Annotated in this window: 14 protein-coding genes; 3 read left to right on the top strand and 11 right to left on the bottom strand. The window is 55.9% G+C overall.

Translation table 11 applies throughout. The features are described from left to right. The 6 genes from M8370_RS06660 to M8370_RS06635 all read right to left on the bottom strand — a co-directional run bounded on the left by M8370_RS06660 (position 1) and on the right by M8370_RS06635 (position 4,455). Complete coding sequence (locus M8370_RS06660; protein WP_013098866.1) at positions 1 to 306, bottom strand: ElaB/YgaM/YqjD family protein; 306 nt, start codon at positions 304 to 306, stop codon at positions 1 to 3. Between the two features lie 29 nt (positions 307 to 335). Then, positions 336 to 704: a DUF1090 domain-containing protein gene (locus M8370_RS06655; protein ID WP_020689388.1), complete on the bottom strand. Its 369-nt coding sequence runs from the start codon at positions 702 to 704 to the stop codon at positions 336 to 338. Between the two features lie 142 nt (positions 705 to 846). Then, positions 847 to 1,230 carry an EnvZ/OmpR regulon moderator MzrA gene (gene mzrA, locus M8370_RS06650; protein ID WP_020689389.1) on the bottom strand — a complete coding sequence of 128 codons (384 nt, stop codon included), beginning with the start codon at positions 1,228 to 1,230 and terminating at the stop codon, positions 847 to 849. Positions 1,231 to 1,232: 2 nt separating this feature from the next. Further along, positions 1,233 to 1,895, bottom strand: coding sequence for a DedA family general envelope maintenance protein YqjA (gene yqjA, locus M8370_RS06645; protein ID WP_013098863.1), 663 nt, complete (start codon positions 1,893 to 1,895; stop codon positions 1,233 to 1,235). A gap of 343 nt (positions 1,896 to 2,238) precedes the next feature. Beyond that, positions 2,239 to 3,015 (bottom strand): transcriptional regulator ExuR, encoded by a 777-nt coding sequence (exuR, locus tag M8370_RS06640; RefSeq protein WP_013098862.1) that lies wholly within the window; start codon positions 3,013 to 3,015, stop codon positions 2,239 to 2,241. A 141-nt stretch (positions 3,016 to 3,156) separates the two neighbouring features. Next, positions 3,157 to 4,455 carry an MFS transporter gene (locus M8370_RS06635; protein ID WP_013098861.1) on the bottom strand — a complete coding sequence of 433 codons (1,299 nt, stop codon included), beginning with the start codon at positions 4,453 to 4,455 and terminating at the stop codon, positions 3,157 to 3,159. A gap of 473 nt (positions 4,456 to 4,928) precedes the next feature. Here M8370_RS06635 and uxaC point away from each other — a divergent pair, with 473 nt between their 5' ends. Continuing rightward, positions 4,929 to 6,341 (top strand): glucuronate isomerase, encoded by a 1,413-nt coding sequence (gene uxaC, locus M8370_RS06630; RefSeq protein WP_250020688.1) that lies wholly within the window; start codon positions 4,929 to 4,931, stop codon positions 6,339 to 6,341. 17 nt (positions 6,342 to 6,358) lie between these two features. Continuing rightward, positions 6,359 to 7,846 (top strand): UxaA family hydrolase, encoded by a 1,488-nt coding sequence (locus M8370_RS06625; protein ID WP_250020687.1) that lies wholly within the window; start codon positions 6,359 to 6,361, stop codon positions 7,844 to 7,846. A gap of 93 nt (positions 7,847 to 7,939) precedes the next feature. Here the strand turns inward: M8370_RS06625 and sstT are convergent, their stop codons facing one another. The 4 genes from sstT to M8370_RS06605 form a co-directional block, all read right to left on the bottom strand. Beyond that, positions 7,940 to 9,181: a serine/threonine transporter SstT gene (gene sstT, locus M8370_RS06620; RefSeq protein ID WP_038985779.1), complete on the bottom strand. Its 1,242-nt coding sequence runs from the start codon at positions 9,179 to 9,181 to the stop codon at positions 7,940 to 7,942. 221 nt (positions 9,182 to 9,402) lie between these two features. Continuing rightward, entirely contained in the window at positions 9,403 to 10,371 is a 969-nt protein-coding gene (locus tag M8370_RS06615; protein WP_038985777.1) for a TerC family protein, read from the bottom strand. Between the two features lie 251 nt (positions 10,372 to 10,622). Beyond that, complete coding sequence (locus M8370_RS06610) at positions 10,623 to 11,621, bottom strand: Gfo/Idh/MocA family protein (protein WP_013098856.1); 999 nt, start codon at positions 11,619 to 11,621, stop codon at positions 10,623 to 10,625. Between the two features lie 70 nt (positions 11,622 to 11,691). Continuing rightward, positions 11,692 to 12,195 (bottom strand): YgjP-like metallopeptidase domain-containing protein, encoded by a 504-nt coding sequence (locus tag M8370_RS06605; protein WP_045902628.1) that lies wholly within the window; start codon positions 12,193 to 12,195, stop codon positions 11,692 to 11,694. Between the two features lie 85 nt (positions 12,196 to 12,280). Here M8370_RS06605 and rlmG point away from each other — a divergent pair, with 85 nt between their 5' ends. Beyond that, positions 12,281 to 13,417 (top strand): 23S rRNA (guanine(1835)-N(2))-methyltransferase RlmG, encoded by a 1,137-nt coding sequence (rlmG, locus tag M8370_RS06600; RefSeq protein WP_013098854.1) that lies wholly within the window; start codon positions 12,281 to 12,283, stop codon positions 13,415 to 13,417. On the opposite strand, the gene M8370_RS06595 is transcribed toward rlmG, so the two are convergent. Continuing rightward, complete coding sequence (locus M8370_RS06595) at positions 13,414 to 15,435, bottom strand: NADPH-dependent 2,4-dienoyl-CoA reductase (RefSeq protein ID WP_250020686.1); 2,022 nt, start codon at positions 15,433 to 15,435, stop codon at positions 13,414 to 13,416. The two genes, rlmG and M8370_RS06595, sit on opposite strands and share 4 nt — an antisense overlap. Positions 15,436 to 15,573 lie beyond the last annotated feature (138 nt).

Here is a 15,573-nt window from a genome sequence, read left to right as displayed (position 1 = left end):
TCAACGACGCGTCAGCAGTACGCCCAGTACCACACCGATTGCGGCACCAATACCGACACCCGTCCACGGATTATCGCGAACATATTCGTCAGCACGCGCTGCGGCTTCACGGGTCTGTTTTGCCAGCGCATCACCGGTTTCACCCAGGCGATAGCGGCTCTCTTTCAGCGCTTGCTCCGCTTTACTGCGCAGTTTGCTGACCTCTTCTTTTGACTTATCGGCGGAGGAGTTCAGCACCTCTTCAAGGGTGTCAGCCAGGGATTTCAGTTCAGCGCGCAGATGTTCAGACGTCGTATCTTTTGACATGATTTTCTCCTGTTGAGATTTCCGTTAACTCAATAATCGCGAGCTTCCAGCGCTTTCAGGTCGTCCTGCGCTTCTTTCAGCTTTCTCTCGCGCTTGGCAATTTTTTCCGCATCCCCTTTCTCTTTCGCTTCCTGCAGGTCGTGACGACGCTCGGCTATCTCGTCCTTCTGTTCAGCGATTTTTTTCTGGTGATCGGCACGCAGTTGGCTGTCTGAACAGTTCGCTTTCACTTCGCTCAGCGCTTTTTTCAGCCCCTCAACACGATGCTGATTGTTGTGCTTTTCGGCATAACCGATCTCACGCTGAATATCCTGCTCTTTCTCCTGACAGAGAGAAGTGGCGAAGGAGGCAGTGCTTAAAGATAAAAGGGCCAAAGCCAGAGTAATGCGGAATTTCATTATCGAAACCTTCCATTGTGTTGCGGCATACGCCGCTATCCAGACTAAGCGGAGAACATTTGAGGGGTGCTCCGCGTACTTAAGCATAGTAAGTAAACGGGGGATTCACCAAAGTGAGTGAAAAGATTCGGAATCCTGGTAATTATCCAAATCGATGCGACGTATCGCGAATCAGCGACAGCCAGGCCGCTGGCCGGCTGTCATCGTCCTGCTGGGCAATGATGTATCCCTGCGGCAGCGTGCGGTCAAGCACCACTTTCGCGGCCGCGCTCTGCGCACGAGAGTCAAACTTGATCAGTAACACATCGTTTTGTGGGGTGATACTTTTAAAGCGGATCCCGTTGGCATCCAGATGGTGCCAGACAGAAAACCCATCCGGTACGCTGACACCCTGATTAACCGGGCGAATGGCCAGCGTAGATTCCTGATGCGAAAGCGCGCTCCAGACCAGAAGCATGGCGCTGATAAGCACCAGGGCGATCAGTGCGTACGCACAACGACGCAGGGAGAGCGCTGAGATAACCATGGTTAGCTCCTGGCTCCGTATTTTTTCTTCCACAGGACAACCAGCGAACCGATCAGGCCGAAGACCAGCAGGACGACAGGCAGCAGCATCAGGCATGACATCAGCTGATCTTCATACTTCATGAAGACCGGCGTTTTACCCAGCGCATAGCCCAGCGTGGTGAGGATCAGCACCCACAGCAGGCCGCTCATCCAGTTAAAGAACTGGAAGCGAGTGCTGCTGAGACCTGACAGACCCGCGATGGTCGGCAACAAAGTACGTACAAACGCAATAAAGCGGCCAATCAGCAGTGCGGAAAGGCCGTGCTTATGGAAAAGATGGTGCGCCCGCTGGTGATAATGCGCCGGAAGGTGCGAAAGCCAGTTCTGCACGATCCGCGTATTGCCAAGCCATCGTCCCTGGATGTAGCTCACCCAGCAGCCGAGGCTGGCGGCGACGGTCAGTAAAAAAATGGTTTGCGGAAACGCCATCGCCCCTTTGGCACACAGCACGCCGACCAGCACCAGCAAACTGTCGCCGGGCAAAAAGGCCGCAGGCAGCAGACCGTTCTCAAGGAACAGGATCATAAACAGGACAAAATAGAGCATGCCAATCATGGAAGGGTTGGCCAGCGTTTCGAAATCCTGAGCCCAGAGGGCATTCAGTAGTTGGGTCAAAAGTTCCATTCAGTGTTCCTGGAAATCGGTTAACGTCACGCCTGTTATCCGGGACAAACAGCACGGCGACATTGTTGTGATTTCATTATGGTCGCTCGCGGACACATTGCGGTGTGGCCAACACTGTTCCCTGTTAATTGGCTGGTTAGCAAGCACTAACTTACAAAATAAGGAATTGAATCCAATTGTAACAAAGCCCAACGTTCTGCGTCACAGAATTTGCAGGGTGTGATGATTTTGGCGTAAGCCCTGGAAGTGAGCGAGGGGATTTACAAAGGCTGACACTATATATGTTTTGCTTACCCATAAGCGTGGGAAGGCGCAGCGAAGCGCCTGCCAGCACGGAGGCAAACTATTTTGCCTGACTTGACGCGGTATCGAGGTGAACGACAGGATTATCCGCAAAAAGATAACGGTCGGCGTTAAATTCGAAGTCGTCACTGGTCTCATTGAACAGCATCTGCTTGGTGTTCTCGAGGTGCTGCCACATGGCCAGTTTTGCGGCGTGGGGATCTTTACGAATCAGCGCCTTGAGGATTTGGTCGTGATCGTCACACCAGTTATCCACCGTACGTGAATCGATATGATCGTGCAGTTTTTTCCAGTACGGGTTGTGAACGCGCTGAGTCCACATTTTTTCTACAATTGCGGCCAGCGCGGTATTTTGCGTTGCCAGTGCCACCTGAACGTGGAACTGCAGATCCCACTCCGAATCGCGGAAACATTTTTCCTTGCGGGCGTTCTCCTGGATCTCCATCAGTTTCATGATGTCCTGCTTGGTCACCTGGGTTGCCGCAAATTCCGCAATGTTGCTTTCAATGAGCTGGCGGGCCTGGAGCAGCTCAAACGGACCATAGCTGGCAAATTCCAGGCTTTCGTCCGCAACAGGAGAGTGTTTAGGCTGATTAGAAATCACATGAATGCCGGAACCTTTGCGAACCTCAACGTAACCTTCCACTTCGAGCATGATGATCGCTTCACGCACCACGGTGCGGCTCACGTTTTTTTCATCGGCTATGAAGCGCTCAGCGGGGAGTTTGTCACCGACAAGATAGACCCCTTGCTCGATGCGATCTTTCAGCTCGGCAGCAAGTTGTTGATATAAACGACGTGGTTCGGTGATTTCCATATGCGCTCCAGGCAGGGTACGGCGGATGATTTGTTATACCACTTTTGCATGCCACTCTCCAGATTTTGCCATTAAAAAAGCCGCCCGGAGGCGGCTGGTTTTATAGCTCGGGTAAGCGCAGCGCCACCCGGCACAGCAATGCTAACTCTGCGTCGCCGGTCCCCCGAGGGACTCTTTCGCCAGTTCGTCGGCAGATTTGCTTTTCAGCACCGTCCAGATAACGACTGCCCCCATCAGGTCGAAGATAGCCAGTACCGCAAACAGCGGGCTGAAACCGATGGTATCCGCCAGCGCACCCACCACCAGCGCAAACAGCGTACTTGCGGTCCAGGCGGCCATCCCGGTCAGGCCGTTGGCCGTTGCCACTTCGTTACGGCCGAACACGTCAGACGAGAGGGTAATCAGCGCACCGGAGAGCGACTGGTGAGCAAAGCCACCGATGCACAACAGGGCGATAGCCACGTACGGGCTGGTGAACAGGCCGATCATCCCCGGGCCAATCATCAGCAGCGCGCCCATGGTCACGACCATCTTACGGGAAACAATCAGGTTCACCCCAAACCAGCGCTGGAACAGTGGCGGCAGGTAACCACCCACGATACAGCCCAGGTCAGCGAACAGCATGGGCATCCAGGCGAACATGGCGATCTCTTTCAGGTTAAAGCCATAAACCTTAAACATGAACAGCGGGATCCAGGCGTTAAAGGTGCCCCAGGCCGGTTCAGCCAGGAAACGTGGCAGCGCGATACCCCAGAACTGACGGGTCCCCAGGATCTGCCAGACGGACATTTTTTTGCCGTTGTTAGTCTGGTGCTGCGCTTCCTGACCGCCAATGATGTACTCGCGTTCTTCTTCAGACAGTTTTTTCTGGTCACGCGGGTGTTTATAGAACACCAGCCACGCCATGGCCCAGGCAAAGCTCAGTACGCCAGAGATAATAAACGCCATCTGCCAGCTGTGCATGACGATGGCCCACACCACCAGAGGAGGGGCAATCATCGCCCCGATGGACGAGCCGACGTTGAAGTAACCGACCGCAATAGAACGCTCTTTTGCCGGGAACCACTCAGAGCTGGCTTTCAGCCCTGCCGGGATCATCGCCGCTTCCGCCGCACCTACCGCGCCGCGTGCCAGCGCCAGGCCACCCCAACTCCCTGCCAGCGCCGTTGCACCGCAGAATACCGCCCAGGCGATGGCGAAGAAGGCATAACCGATTTTGGTACCGAGAATGTCCAGCACATAGCCTGCAACAGGCTGCATGATGGTATAAGCCGCGGAGTAGGCGGCAATGATGTAGGAGTATTGCTGCGTGGAGATGTGCAGCTCTTCCATCAACGTGGGCGCGGCGGCTGCCACGGTGTTACGCGTCAGGTAGCCCAGCACGGTGCCGAGCGTCACCAGTGCGATCATATACCAACGTAACCCTTTAATTTTACGCATCTAAAACCTCATCGTTATGTTATTTCCGTGCCAGGGCACGGCAACCTCTCACCGGTTTGGGGGAGGGCTGTGTAACGGGAGGGGCGTAACCGGGAGAACGTCCCGGAACGGCCCGAACCTTGCCATAAATAAGCGTGCATAAGTCGGTTTCCGTACCGTTAAATCCGATGTCTGACACCGGTAATGCATTCCGTCGGCTGCGTGTTTGCGACGGCGAAAAGATAACTTGTCATACAACTTTAAAAGGTGAGTGACATCACAAATGTATGATTCTTTGTAGGGGCATTATCTGGCGCAGGCGAAGCCAGTTCTGACGCGGCCTGCAGAAGGGTTTACCTCATTCGGGGTAATTTTTTTGTCCGGGTTTATTGATCCAACTCACGAAAAAAACCTCAGGCTCTGGAAATTGGTGTGATAACTTTGCAGCATCTGAACATAAGCTTTCTGCCGCTCCCGTTACGAGGAAGACGATAATGACACCGTTTATGACCGACGATTTTCTGTTAGACACTGAATTTGCCCGCCGCCTGTATCACGACTACGCAAAAGACCAGCCCATTTTTGATTACCACTGCCATTTACCGCCGCAGCAGGTTGCCGACAATTACCGTTTCAAAAACCTGTATGACATCTGGCTGAAGGGCGATCATTATAAATGGCGCGCCATGCGCACCAACGGCGTCGCTGAACGCCTGTGTACCGGCGACGCAAGCGACCGCGAGAAATTTGATGCCTGGGCGGCTACCGTGCCGCAGACCATCGGTAACCCGCTCTATCACTGGACGCACCTCGAACTGCGCCGTCCGTTTGGCATTACCGGTAAGCTGCTTTCACCGGCTACGGCGGATGAGATTTGGGAGCAGTGCAACGACTTGCTGGCACAGGATAACTTCTCCGCGCGCGGCATCATGAAGCAGATGAACGTGAAGATGGTGGGCACCACCGACGACCCGATCGATTCGCTTGAGCATCACGCGGTCATTGCAAAAGACACCGCGTTTGATATCAAAGTGCTGCCAAGCTGGCGTCCGGATAAAGCCTTTAACATCGAACTCGACACCTTTAGCGACTATATAGTGAAGCTGGGCGAGGTTTCTGACACCGACATCCGTCGTTTTGCGGACCTGCAGAGCGCGCTGATCAAACGTCTGGATCACTTTGCGGCACACGGCTGTAAAGTCTCTGACCATGCCCTGGATGTGGTGCTGTTTGCAGAATCTAACGAAGCCGAGCTGGATAGCATTCTGGCGCGCCGTCTCTCCGGTGAAGCCCTGAGCGAGCATGAAGTCGCCCAGTTCAAAACTGCGGTACTGGTCTTCCTTGGCGCTGAATATGCCCGTCGCGGCTGGGTGCAGCAGTACCACATTGGCGCGCTGCGTAATAACAACCAGCGTCAGTTCAAACTGCTGGGCGCGGACGTGGGCTTTGACTCCATCAACGACCGTCCGCTGGCCGAAGCGCTCTCTAAACTGCTGAGCAAACAGAACGAGCAAAACCTGCTGCCCAAAACCATCCTCTACTGCCTGAACCCGCGCGATAACGAAGTGCTGGGCACCATGATCGGCAACTTCCAGGGGGAAGGGATGCCGGGCAAGATGCAGTTCGGCTCCGGCTGGTGGTTCAATGACCAGAAAGATGGCATGGAGCGTCAGATGACGCAACTGGCGCAGTTGGGTCTGTTAAGCCGCTTTGTCGGCATGCTGACCGACAGCCGCAGTTTCCTCTCCTACACCCGCCACGAATACTTCCGCCGCATTCTGTGCCAGATGATTGGCCGCTGGGTGCACGCGGGCGAAGCACCGGCGGATATCCAGCTGCTTGGCGAGATGGTGAGAAACATCTGCTTTAACAATGCGCGTGAATACTTCGCCATTGAACTGAACTAAGCCCGTTTGAGGTTGATATGCACTACATCAAAATCCATTCGCTGGATAACGTCGGCGTCGCGCTGGCAGATCTGACCGAAGGAACAGAGGTCACTTTCGGTAATCAATCGGTCACGTTGCGCCAGGCCATTGGACGTGGACATAAGTTTGCCCTGATCCCCATTATGAAAGGGGAGAACGTGGTGAAGTACGGTTTACCGATTGGCCATGCGCTGGCGGATATTGCGCCGGGTGAATACATTCATTCCCACAATACCCGCACCAATCTGAGCGATCTGGACGAGTACAGCTATCAACCTGATTTCCATGCGCAAGAGGAGCAGGCGGCGGATCGTGAGGTGCAGATCTACCGCCGCGCCAACGGTGAGGTAGGGATCCGCAACGAACTCTGGATCCTCCCGACAGTCGGTTGCGTGAACGGGATCGCGCGTCAAATCCAGACGCGTTTCCTGAAAGAGACTCACGATGCCGAAGGCATTGACGGCGTGCACCTGTTCAGCCACACCTACGGCTGTTCACAGCTGGGTGACGATCACATCAACACCCGTACCATGCTGCAAAACATGGTGCGTCATCCGAACGCGGGAGCGGTGCTGGTGATTGGCCTAGGCTGCGAGAACAACCAGGTGGATGCCTTCCGGGAGACGCTGGGCGAGTTTGACCCTGAGCGCGTGCACTTTATGGTGTGTCAGCATCAGGATGATGAAGTGGAAGCGGGCGTTGAGCAACTGCACCAGCTGTATGAGGCGATGCGCCACGATAAACGTGAGCCGGGCAAGCTGAGCGAGCTTAAGTTTGGGCTGGAGTGTGGAGGCTCGGACGGTCTTTCCGGCATCACCGCGAACCCGATGCTGGGCCGCTTCTCGGACTATGTGATCGCCAACGGGGGAACGACGGTGCTGACGGAAGTGCCGGAGATGTTCGGTGCCGAGCGTATCCTGATGAGCCACTGCCGTGATGAAGCGACGTTTGAGAAAACGGTCACCATGGTGAATGATTTCAAACAGTACTTCATCGCTCATAACCAGCCGATTTATGAGAACCCGTCGCCGGGTAACAAAACAGGTGGGATCACCACGCTTGAAGAGAAGTCACTGGGTTGTACCCAGAAAGCGGGCGCCAGCCAGGTGGTGGATGTCCTGCGCTACGGCGAACGCCTGAAAACCCACGGTCTGAACCTGCTGAGCGCCCCGGGGAACGATGCGGTTGCCACCAGCGCGCTGGCCGGTGCCGGCTGCCACATGGTGCTGTTCAGCACCGGCCGCGGTACGCCGTACGGCGGGTTTGTCCCGACGGTCAAAATTGCCACCAACAGTGAACTGGCGGCGAAGAAAAAGCACTGGATCGACTTTGATGCCGGTCAGCTCATTCACAGTAAAGAAATGCCGCAACTGTTGACGGAGTTTGTGGATACTATCGTGGCGTTTGCCAACGGCAAGCAGACCTGCAACGAGAAAAACGACTTCCGCGAGCTGGCGATCTTTAAGAGTGGGGTGACGTTGTAAGTTGGGTGCGGGCTGGTGCCCTCACACTGACCCTCTCCCACGGGAGAGGGGACAAACACTAAAAACGGCAACCTCAGGGTTGCCGTTTTGCTGTTAACCTCGTAATGCGTTCTTCGCTAAACGCGCATCTTCCGCCTGACAGGCCGCAGCGGTGAACAGCACGTCGGTAGAAGAGTTCAGCGCCGTCTCACAGGAATCCTGCAGCACACCGATAATGAAGCCGACTGCGACCACCTGCATGGCAATTTCGTTCGGGATACCAAACATATTGCACGCCAGCGGGATCAACAGCAGAGAGCCGCCCGCCACGCCGGATGCGCCACAGGCACACAGCGAGGCCACCACGCTCAACAGCAGCGCCGTAGGCAGATCCACCGCGATACCCAGCGTATGCACTGCCGCCAGGGTCAGCACGGTGACGGTGATCGCCGCGCCCGCCATGTTCACGGTTGCACCCAGCGGGATAGACACGGAGTAAGTATCACGATCCAGATTCAGTTTTTCCGCCAGCGCCATGTTAACCGGAATGTTAGCTGCAGAGCTGCGGGTAAAGAAGGCGTACACGCCGCTCTCGCGCAGGCAGGTCATTACCAGTGGATACGGGTTGCGGCGGATCTGCCAGAACACCAGCAGGGGGTTAACTACCAGCGCCACCAGCAGCATGCAGCCAACCAGGACCATCAGCAGCTGTGCGTAGCCCCACAGCGCGTCAAAACCGGTGGTTGCCAGCGTAGAGGAGACCAGACCAAAAATACCGATTGGGGCGAAGCGAATAACGATTTTCACCATGAAGGTCACGGCGTTCGAGACATCGTTAACCAGGTTTTTCGTGGTCTCATTACCATGACGCAGCGCGAAGCCCAGCCCAATTGCCCAGACCAGGATGCCAATGTAGTTTGCGTTCATCAGCGCCGTGATTGGGTTAGAGACCATGCTCATCAGCAGGCCACGCAGCACTTCCACAATCCCGGATGGCGGCGTGACATCACCGGCCGCGCTGGTCAGGTGCAGCGTAGACGGGAACAGGAAGCTAAATACCACGGCGGTTAAGGCAGCGGAGAAGGTGCCCAGAAGATACAGGAAGAGGATCGGCCGAATGTTGGTTTTTTGTCCGTGTTGGTGGTTGGCAATCGACGCCATGACCAGCATCAGAACCAGTACCGGTGCCACGGCTTTCAGTGCGCCAACGAAAAGGGTTCCAAGCAGTCCCGTGGCTTCTGCAGCAGGTTTTGACACCATAGCCAGCAGAATACCCAGTACCAACCCGACCAGAATTTGTTTTACAAGGCTGCCCTGCGCCAGGCGCGCGAACAGACCGCGTGATTGTGTGCTCATACGTTATTCCTGAGTGAAATTGCGTTCCATCCTGGCTGTGCTCTAAGGCACATTTATGTCCGGATGTAAGTATTTGTTTGCCTGGTTGAGTATCAGGGAAAGCGAGGAAAGGCGGAAGAGTAAAATGCTGGATTTTACGTGTTGCATCATGTTTTTTAACTATTGCTTAACGAAAGTGTGTTCACCCTCTCCCCTGTGGGGAGAGGGCCAGGGTGAGGGGATTACTCCACCTGCTGCTTTTTATCGTGCTGGCGGTTAACCCAGGTATTGATAATCAGCGTTACCAGCAGAATGCCAAACACCACGCCGAGCGAGATGGCAATCGGGATATGGTAGAAATCGACAATCAGCATCTTGATACCGATAAACACCAGGATCACCGACAGACCGTACTTCAGCATTGAGAAGCGCTCAGCCGCGCCTGCCAGCAGGAAGTACATCGCACGCAGACCGAGAATAGCGAACAGGTTAGAGGTCAGCACAATGAACGGGTCGGTGGTGACGGCGAAGATAGCCGGGATACTGTCCACGGCGAAGATCACATCGCTCAGCTCCACCAGAATCAGCACCAGCAGCAGCGGGGTGGCGAACAGCAGGCCATTCTTGCGGACAAAGAAATGCTCGCTCTCGATTTTGTCCGTCATGCGCAGATGACCACGGATCCACTTCACCAGCGGCTTATCACCAATACCGGTTTCGTCTTCTTTCGCCAGCGCCATTTTAACCCCGGTGAACAGCAGGAACGCGCCAAAGACGTACAGCAGCCATTCGAACTGGGTTATCAGCCAGCTACCGGCGAAGATCATGATGGTACGCAGGACGATTGCCCCCAGCACGCCGTAAACCAGCACGCGACGCTGCAGGGCAGCAGGCACGGCAAAGTAGCTGAACAGCATCAGCCAGACGAAGACGTTATCAACCGCCAGCGCTTTTTCAATCAGATAACCGGTGAGGAAGGCGAGCGCCTGAGGATCAGCCACCGCACGGCCTTCGGTCGAGGCCAGATACCACCAGAAGGCGGCGCAGAAAAGGAGTGAGAGGGATACCCACACCAGCGACCAGACGGCGGCTTGCTTGACGCTCATACCGTGCTCGCCGCGACGGCCCTGCAAAAAGAGGTCGATTGCCAGCATGATGAGCACGACAACCGCGAATCCGCCCCACAACATTGGAGTGCCGACAGAATGCATACTATTTTCCTTACACATAAAAAACAAAAACGGCCATGGTCAGAAGACGATAGCCGTTAGCTTTTTATGCATAGACCTCGCCTTCCGGCAAGGTCTCACTTACAACCACGAAGGTTGCCCGGCGACCGGATGCGGTTTTGCACGCATCGTAATGACGATCCACCGGCAAGGAAGTTACTCCCCTTTGCTCGTAACAAAATATGTCAGACCATCAGTTTCGTCAATGGTCCTCAGTCATTCATTACACAGCTTTACGCGATAGCTTCTGTACTCACGCCGTCAGCCGGGAAAACCACGCCGGTCTGGCGACGGATTTCCGTTTGCAGCTTCGCCGTGGTGCGGCTTATCGCAAGCCCCGGGTGATTCACTTCGTTGTCTTCCACCAGACGGGCGAAGACCTCTGCCTCATAGAGCATAGTGTTAATATGCTGAGGCTGCGTCAGCTCCTGCGCTTTACCGCCGCGCGGCACAAAACTCAGCTTCTGGCATTCGGAGATCTTCTCGATAACCAGCGATCCGTTTTCACCCTGAATTTCACTTGGCAGGACGGAGTCACTCACTTTGGAGTGCTGCAGCGTGACGCTGAAATCACCGTAATCCAGCACCACGACACCGTGCGCATCCACACCGCTCTCCAGCAGGCTGGCAGTGGCCGTTACGCCGTGCGGCTCGCCCCACAGGGCAACCGCAGAGGCCAGGCAATAGAAACCGATGTCCATAATCGAGCCGTTGGAGAAGGCCGGATTAAAGGTGTTCGGGTTCTCGCCGTCCAGATAACGCTGGTAGCGCGACGAGTACTGACAGTAGTTAATAAAGGCTTTGCGCACTTTGCCCACCTTCGGCAAAGACTGCTGTAGCAGCAGGAAGTTCGGCAGGCTGGCGGTTTTGAACGCTTCGAACAGCACCACCTGGTTGTCGCGGGCGCACTGAATGGCGGCTTCCACTTCCTCGATATTCGAGGCCAACGGCTTCTCGCAAATGACATGCTTTTTATGGCTGAGGAAGAGCCGGGTTTGCGGGAAGTGCAGGGCGTTCGGGCTGGCGATATAGACCGCGTCAATGGCGTCGCTTTGCGCCATCTCATCAAGCGAGGTGAACAGATGTTCAACCAGATAATCATTCGCGAAGGCCTGCGCCTGTTCAAGGCTGCGGGAATAGACGGCGGTGAGCTTAAGTTTGCCGGTTTCGTGGGCGGCGTCGACGAACTGGCGCGTGATCCAGTTCGTACCAATGACTGCGAAACGTATCATAAACGTTTACGTACTCCATAGCGGGGAACCTTTAGCCACTGTAGCACGTGATTGTTGCAAAACCAGTGCGCTACTGCGCATTACTCTTTAACGATAAATGCGTAAGCCACAAACGGGTATCAAACTCCAGCTGATGGTACTGTGGCTCCATATGGCAGCACAGGGAATAGAACGCCTTGTCATGCTCTTTTTCCTTCAGGTGCGCCAGCTCGTGCACCACGATCATCCGCAGAAAGGCTTCCGGTGCGTTGCGAAAGACGGTGGCGACGCGGATCTCGGCTTTTGCTTTTAGCTTACCGCCCTGTACGCGTGAAATGGCGGTATGCAGGCCGAGCGCGTTTTTCAGCACGTGGATCTTGTTGTCGTACATCACTTTATTGATGGGTGGGGCACTCTTCAGATACCGGTTTTTGAGATCCTGCGTATACTGCCAGAGGGCCTTATCGGTCGCGACATCGTGCATGCCGGGATAACGTTTTTCCAGCACCGCCCCCAGTTTTTGCTCGGCAATTAACGTGCGTACCTGGGAGAGCAAATGCTCCGGGTAGCCCTGGAGATAAGTCAGCTGGTTCATCAAAACCCCAAAATAAGTTGAAAACGGGTATACTCACGCACCCTTTTCAGGGATAACGCCGAAATTTTACCATTCAGGAGGGCCGATGAGCCACTTAGACAACGGTTTCCGTTCACTCAACCTTAAACGTTTCCCGGAGACGGACGACGTTAACCCGCTTCAGGCGTGGGAAGCGGCGGATGAATATCTGCTGCAACAGTTGGATGACACTGAAATTCGCGGCCCGGTTCTGATCCTGAATGATGCCTTCGGAGCGCTGGGCTGCGCCCTGGCGGCGCACACGCCTTACAGCATTGGCGATTCATACTTAAGCGAGCTGGCGACGCGTGAAAATCTGCGTCACAACGATCTCGATGAATCCAGCGTGAAGTTCCTCGACAGCACCGCAGACTACCCGCAGGCGCCGGGCGTGGTGCTGATCAAAGTGCCAAAAACCATGGCGTTGCTGGAGCAGCAACTGCGTGCATTACGGAAAGTCGTCACGCCAGAGACGCGCATCATCGCGGGCGCGAAGGCGCGTGATATTCATACCTCAACGCTGGAGCTGTTCGAGAAAGTGCTGGGCCCGACCACCACGACGCTGGCCTGGAAAAAAGCGCGCCTGATCAACTGTACCTTCAGCGCGCCGGAACTGGCTGACGCGCCAGAGACGCTGAGCTGGAAGATGGAAGGCACCGACTGGACCATCCACAACCATGCGAACGTCTTCTCACGTACCGGCCTTGATATCGGCGCACGTTTCTTTATTGAACATCTGCCGGAAAATCTGGAAGGGGAGATTGTGGATCTCGGCTGCGGTAACGGCGTGATTGGCCTGACGCTGCTGGCAAAGAACCCACAAGCCAGCGTGGTCTTCAGCGACGAATCGCCAATGGCGGTGGCGTCGAGCCGTCTGAACGTGGAAACCAACATGCCAGAGGCGCTGGATCGCTGTGAGTTTATGATTAATAACGCGCTGTCCGGCGTAGAGCCTTTTCGCTTCAACGCCGTGTTCTGCAACCCACCGTTCCATCAGAAGCACGCCCTGACGGATAACGTCGCGTGGGAGATGTTCCACCATGCGCGCCGCTGCCTGAAAATCAACGGCGAGCTGTATATTGTGGCGAACCGTCACCTGGACTACTTCCACAAGCTGAAGAAGATTTTCGGTAACTGCGTCACCATCGCCACCAACAACAAGTTCGTGGTGCTGAAAGCGGTGAAGCTGGGACGTCGTCGCTAAATAACCAGTGCAAGCTGGGTGCCCTGCGCAATGGCCCGCCGCGCATCCAGCTCCATTGCCACATCGCATCCGCCGATCAAATGCACCGTTTTACCTGCCTCACGCAGCGGATCCGCCAGATCGCGCTTCGGCTCCTGCCCGGCACATAAAATCACATGATCCACGCGCAGCAGCTGTGGCTCACCGCCGATCGTGACGTGCAGGCCGTCGTCGTCGATCTTCTGATAGCTCACCGCCGGGATCATCTTCACGCCACGCGAAAGCAGGGTGGCGCGGTGGATCCAGCCGGTTGTTTTCCCCAGTCCTTCACCCGGTTTACTCGCTTTGCGCTGCAGCATGACGATCTGCCGTGGGCTTTTTGGCAGCTGTGGCCCTTCCGGGCGCAGGCCGCCGGACTGGCTCAGGCTGGTGTCGATGCCCCATTCCACGCAAAATTCGGCAATGTTCTGGCTGGTGGCCTCGCCCGGCTGGCTTAAATACATGGCGGTATCAAAGCCGATCCCACCGCAGCCGATAATGGCGACGTTTTCCCCAACCGGCGCTTTATCGCGCAGCACATTGAGATAGCTCAGCACCTTAGGATGATCGATACCCTCGATCGCAGGCGTGCGCGGGGCGATCCCGCTCGCCAGGATCACCTCGTCGTAATCCAGCAGATCTGGCGCACTTACCCACTGGTTGAGCCGCAGATCCACACCCGTGAGCTCGATCATCCGGCGGTAGTAGCGCAGCGTTTCATAGAACTCCTCTTTGCCGGGGATCTGTTTGGCAATATTAAACTGCCCGCCAATTTCGCCTGCGGCATCGAACAGCGTCACGCTGTGCCCGCGCGACGCCGCATTTACCGCAAACGCCAGCCCCGCGGGGCCCGCCCCGACAACCGCCAGGCGTTTTGATTTGTCTACCGGGAGCACCGGCATTTTGGTTTCATGGCAGGCGCGGGGGTTAACCAGGCAGGAGGTTACTTTCCCGACGAAGATCTGATCCAGACAGGCCTGATTACAGCCGATGCAGGTGTTGATCTCATCCGCACGCCCGCTTTGCGCTTTGGAAAGCAGTTCTGCATCTGCCAGGAACGGACGCGCCATCGACACCATATCGGCATCGCCGCGTGAGATGACATCATCCGCCACCTGCGGATCGTTAATACGGTTAGTGGTCACCAGCGGAACAGACACTTTGCCTTTCAGCTTGCGCGTAACCCAGGTGAATGCTGCGCGCGGTACCGGCGTGGCGATAGTCGGGATACGCGCCTCGTGCCAGCCAATCCCGGTATTGATGAGGGTGGCACCGGCGGCTTCAATCGCCTGCGCCAGCTGGACGGTCTCGTCAAACGTCCCGCCGCCTTCCACCAGATCCAGCATCGACAGGCGGAAGATGATAATAAAGTCAGCGCCCGCACGTTCGCGCACGGCGCGTACCACATCGACGGCAAAGCGCATACGTCGCGCATAATCGCCGCCCCATTCGTCGTCACGCTGGTTAGTGCGGGCGGCGAGGAATTCGTTAATCAGATAGCCCTCGGAGCCCATTACCTCGACGCCGTCATAGCCTGCTTCACGCGCCAGCGCCGCACAGCGGGCGAAGTCGTCAATCAGCGCCAGCACTTCATCGTGGCTGAGGGCATGCGGCTTGAAGCGGTTAATCGGTGCCTGAATGGCCGACGGTGCCACCAGATTGGGCTGATAGCTATAACGCCCGGTATGCAGGATCTGTAGGGCAATTTTACCGCCTTCGCTGTGAACGGCATCGGTCACAATGCGATGGTGCGGCAGTTGTGACGCATCGTTAAGCACCGCTCCGCCTTCCATCCCCACGCCTGATGGCGCGGGAGCCACACCCCCGGTGACGATCAGCGCCACCCCGTGGCGCGCGCGCTCGGCATAAAAGGCCGCCAGACGCTCGGCCCCGTCCGGATGCTCCTCCAGCCCGGTATGCATTGAGCCCATCAACACGCGGTTTTTGAGCGTTGTGAACCCCAGATCGAGGGGGGCGAATAGCGACGGGTAGCGGCTCATAGTCTCTTCCAGTGTAAAATTATTGTTATGTGGTCGGATGAGTTACTAATTTAGCCAGCACGAAGTAAAAGGGAAAAGGGGAATGCAGTGATTGTGATGGGATTCAAATATTGGTGTGGCCTGATGCCCTCACCCTAA

It is taken from the genome of Enterobacter cloacae complex sp. OE43NF, from assembly GCF_023544405.1.
Classification (GTDB): domain Bacteria; phylum Pseudomonadota; class Gammaproteobacteria; order Enterobacterales; family Enterobacteriaceae; genus Enterobacter; species Enterobacter cloacae.
The sequence above is the reverse complement of the archived record's forward strand: the minus strand, read 5'-3'. Positions and strand labels throughout refer to the sequence as shown.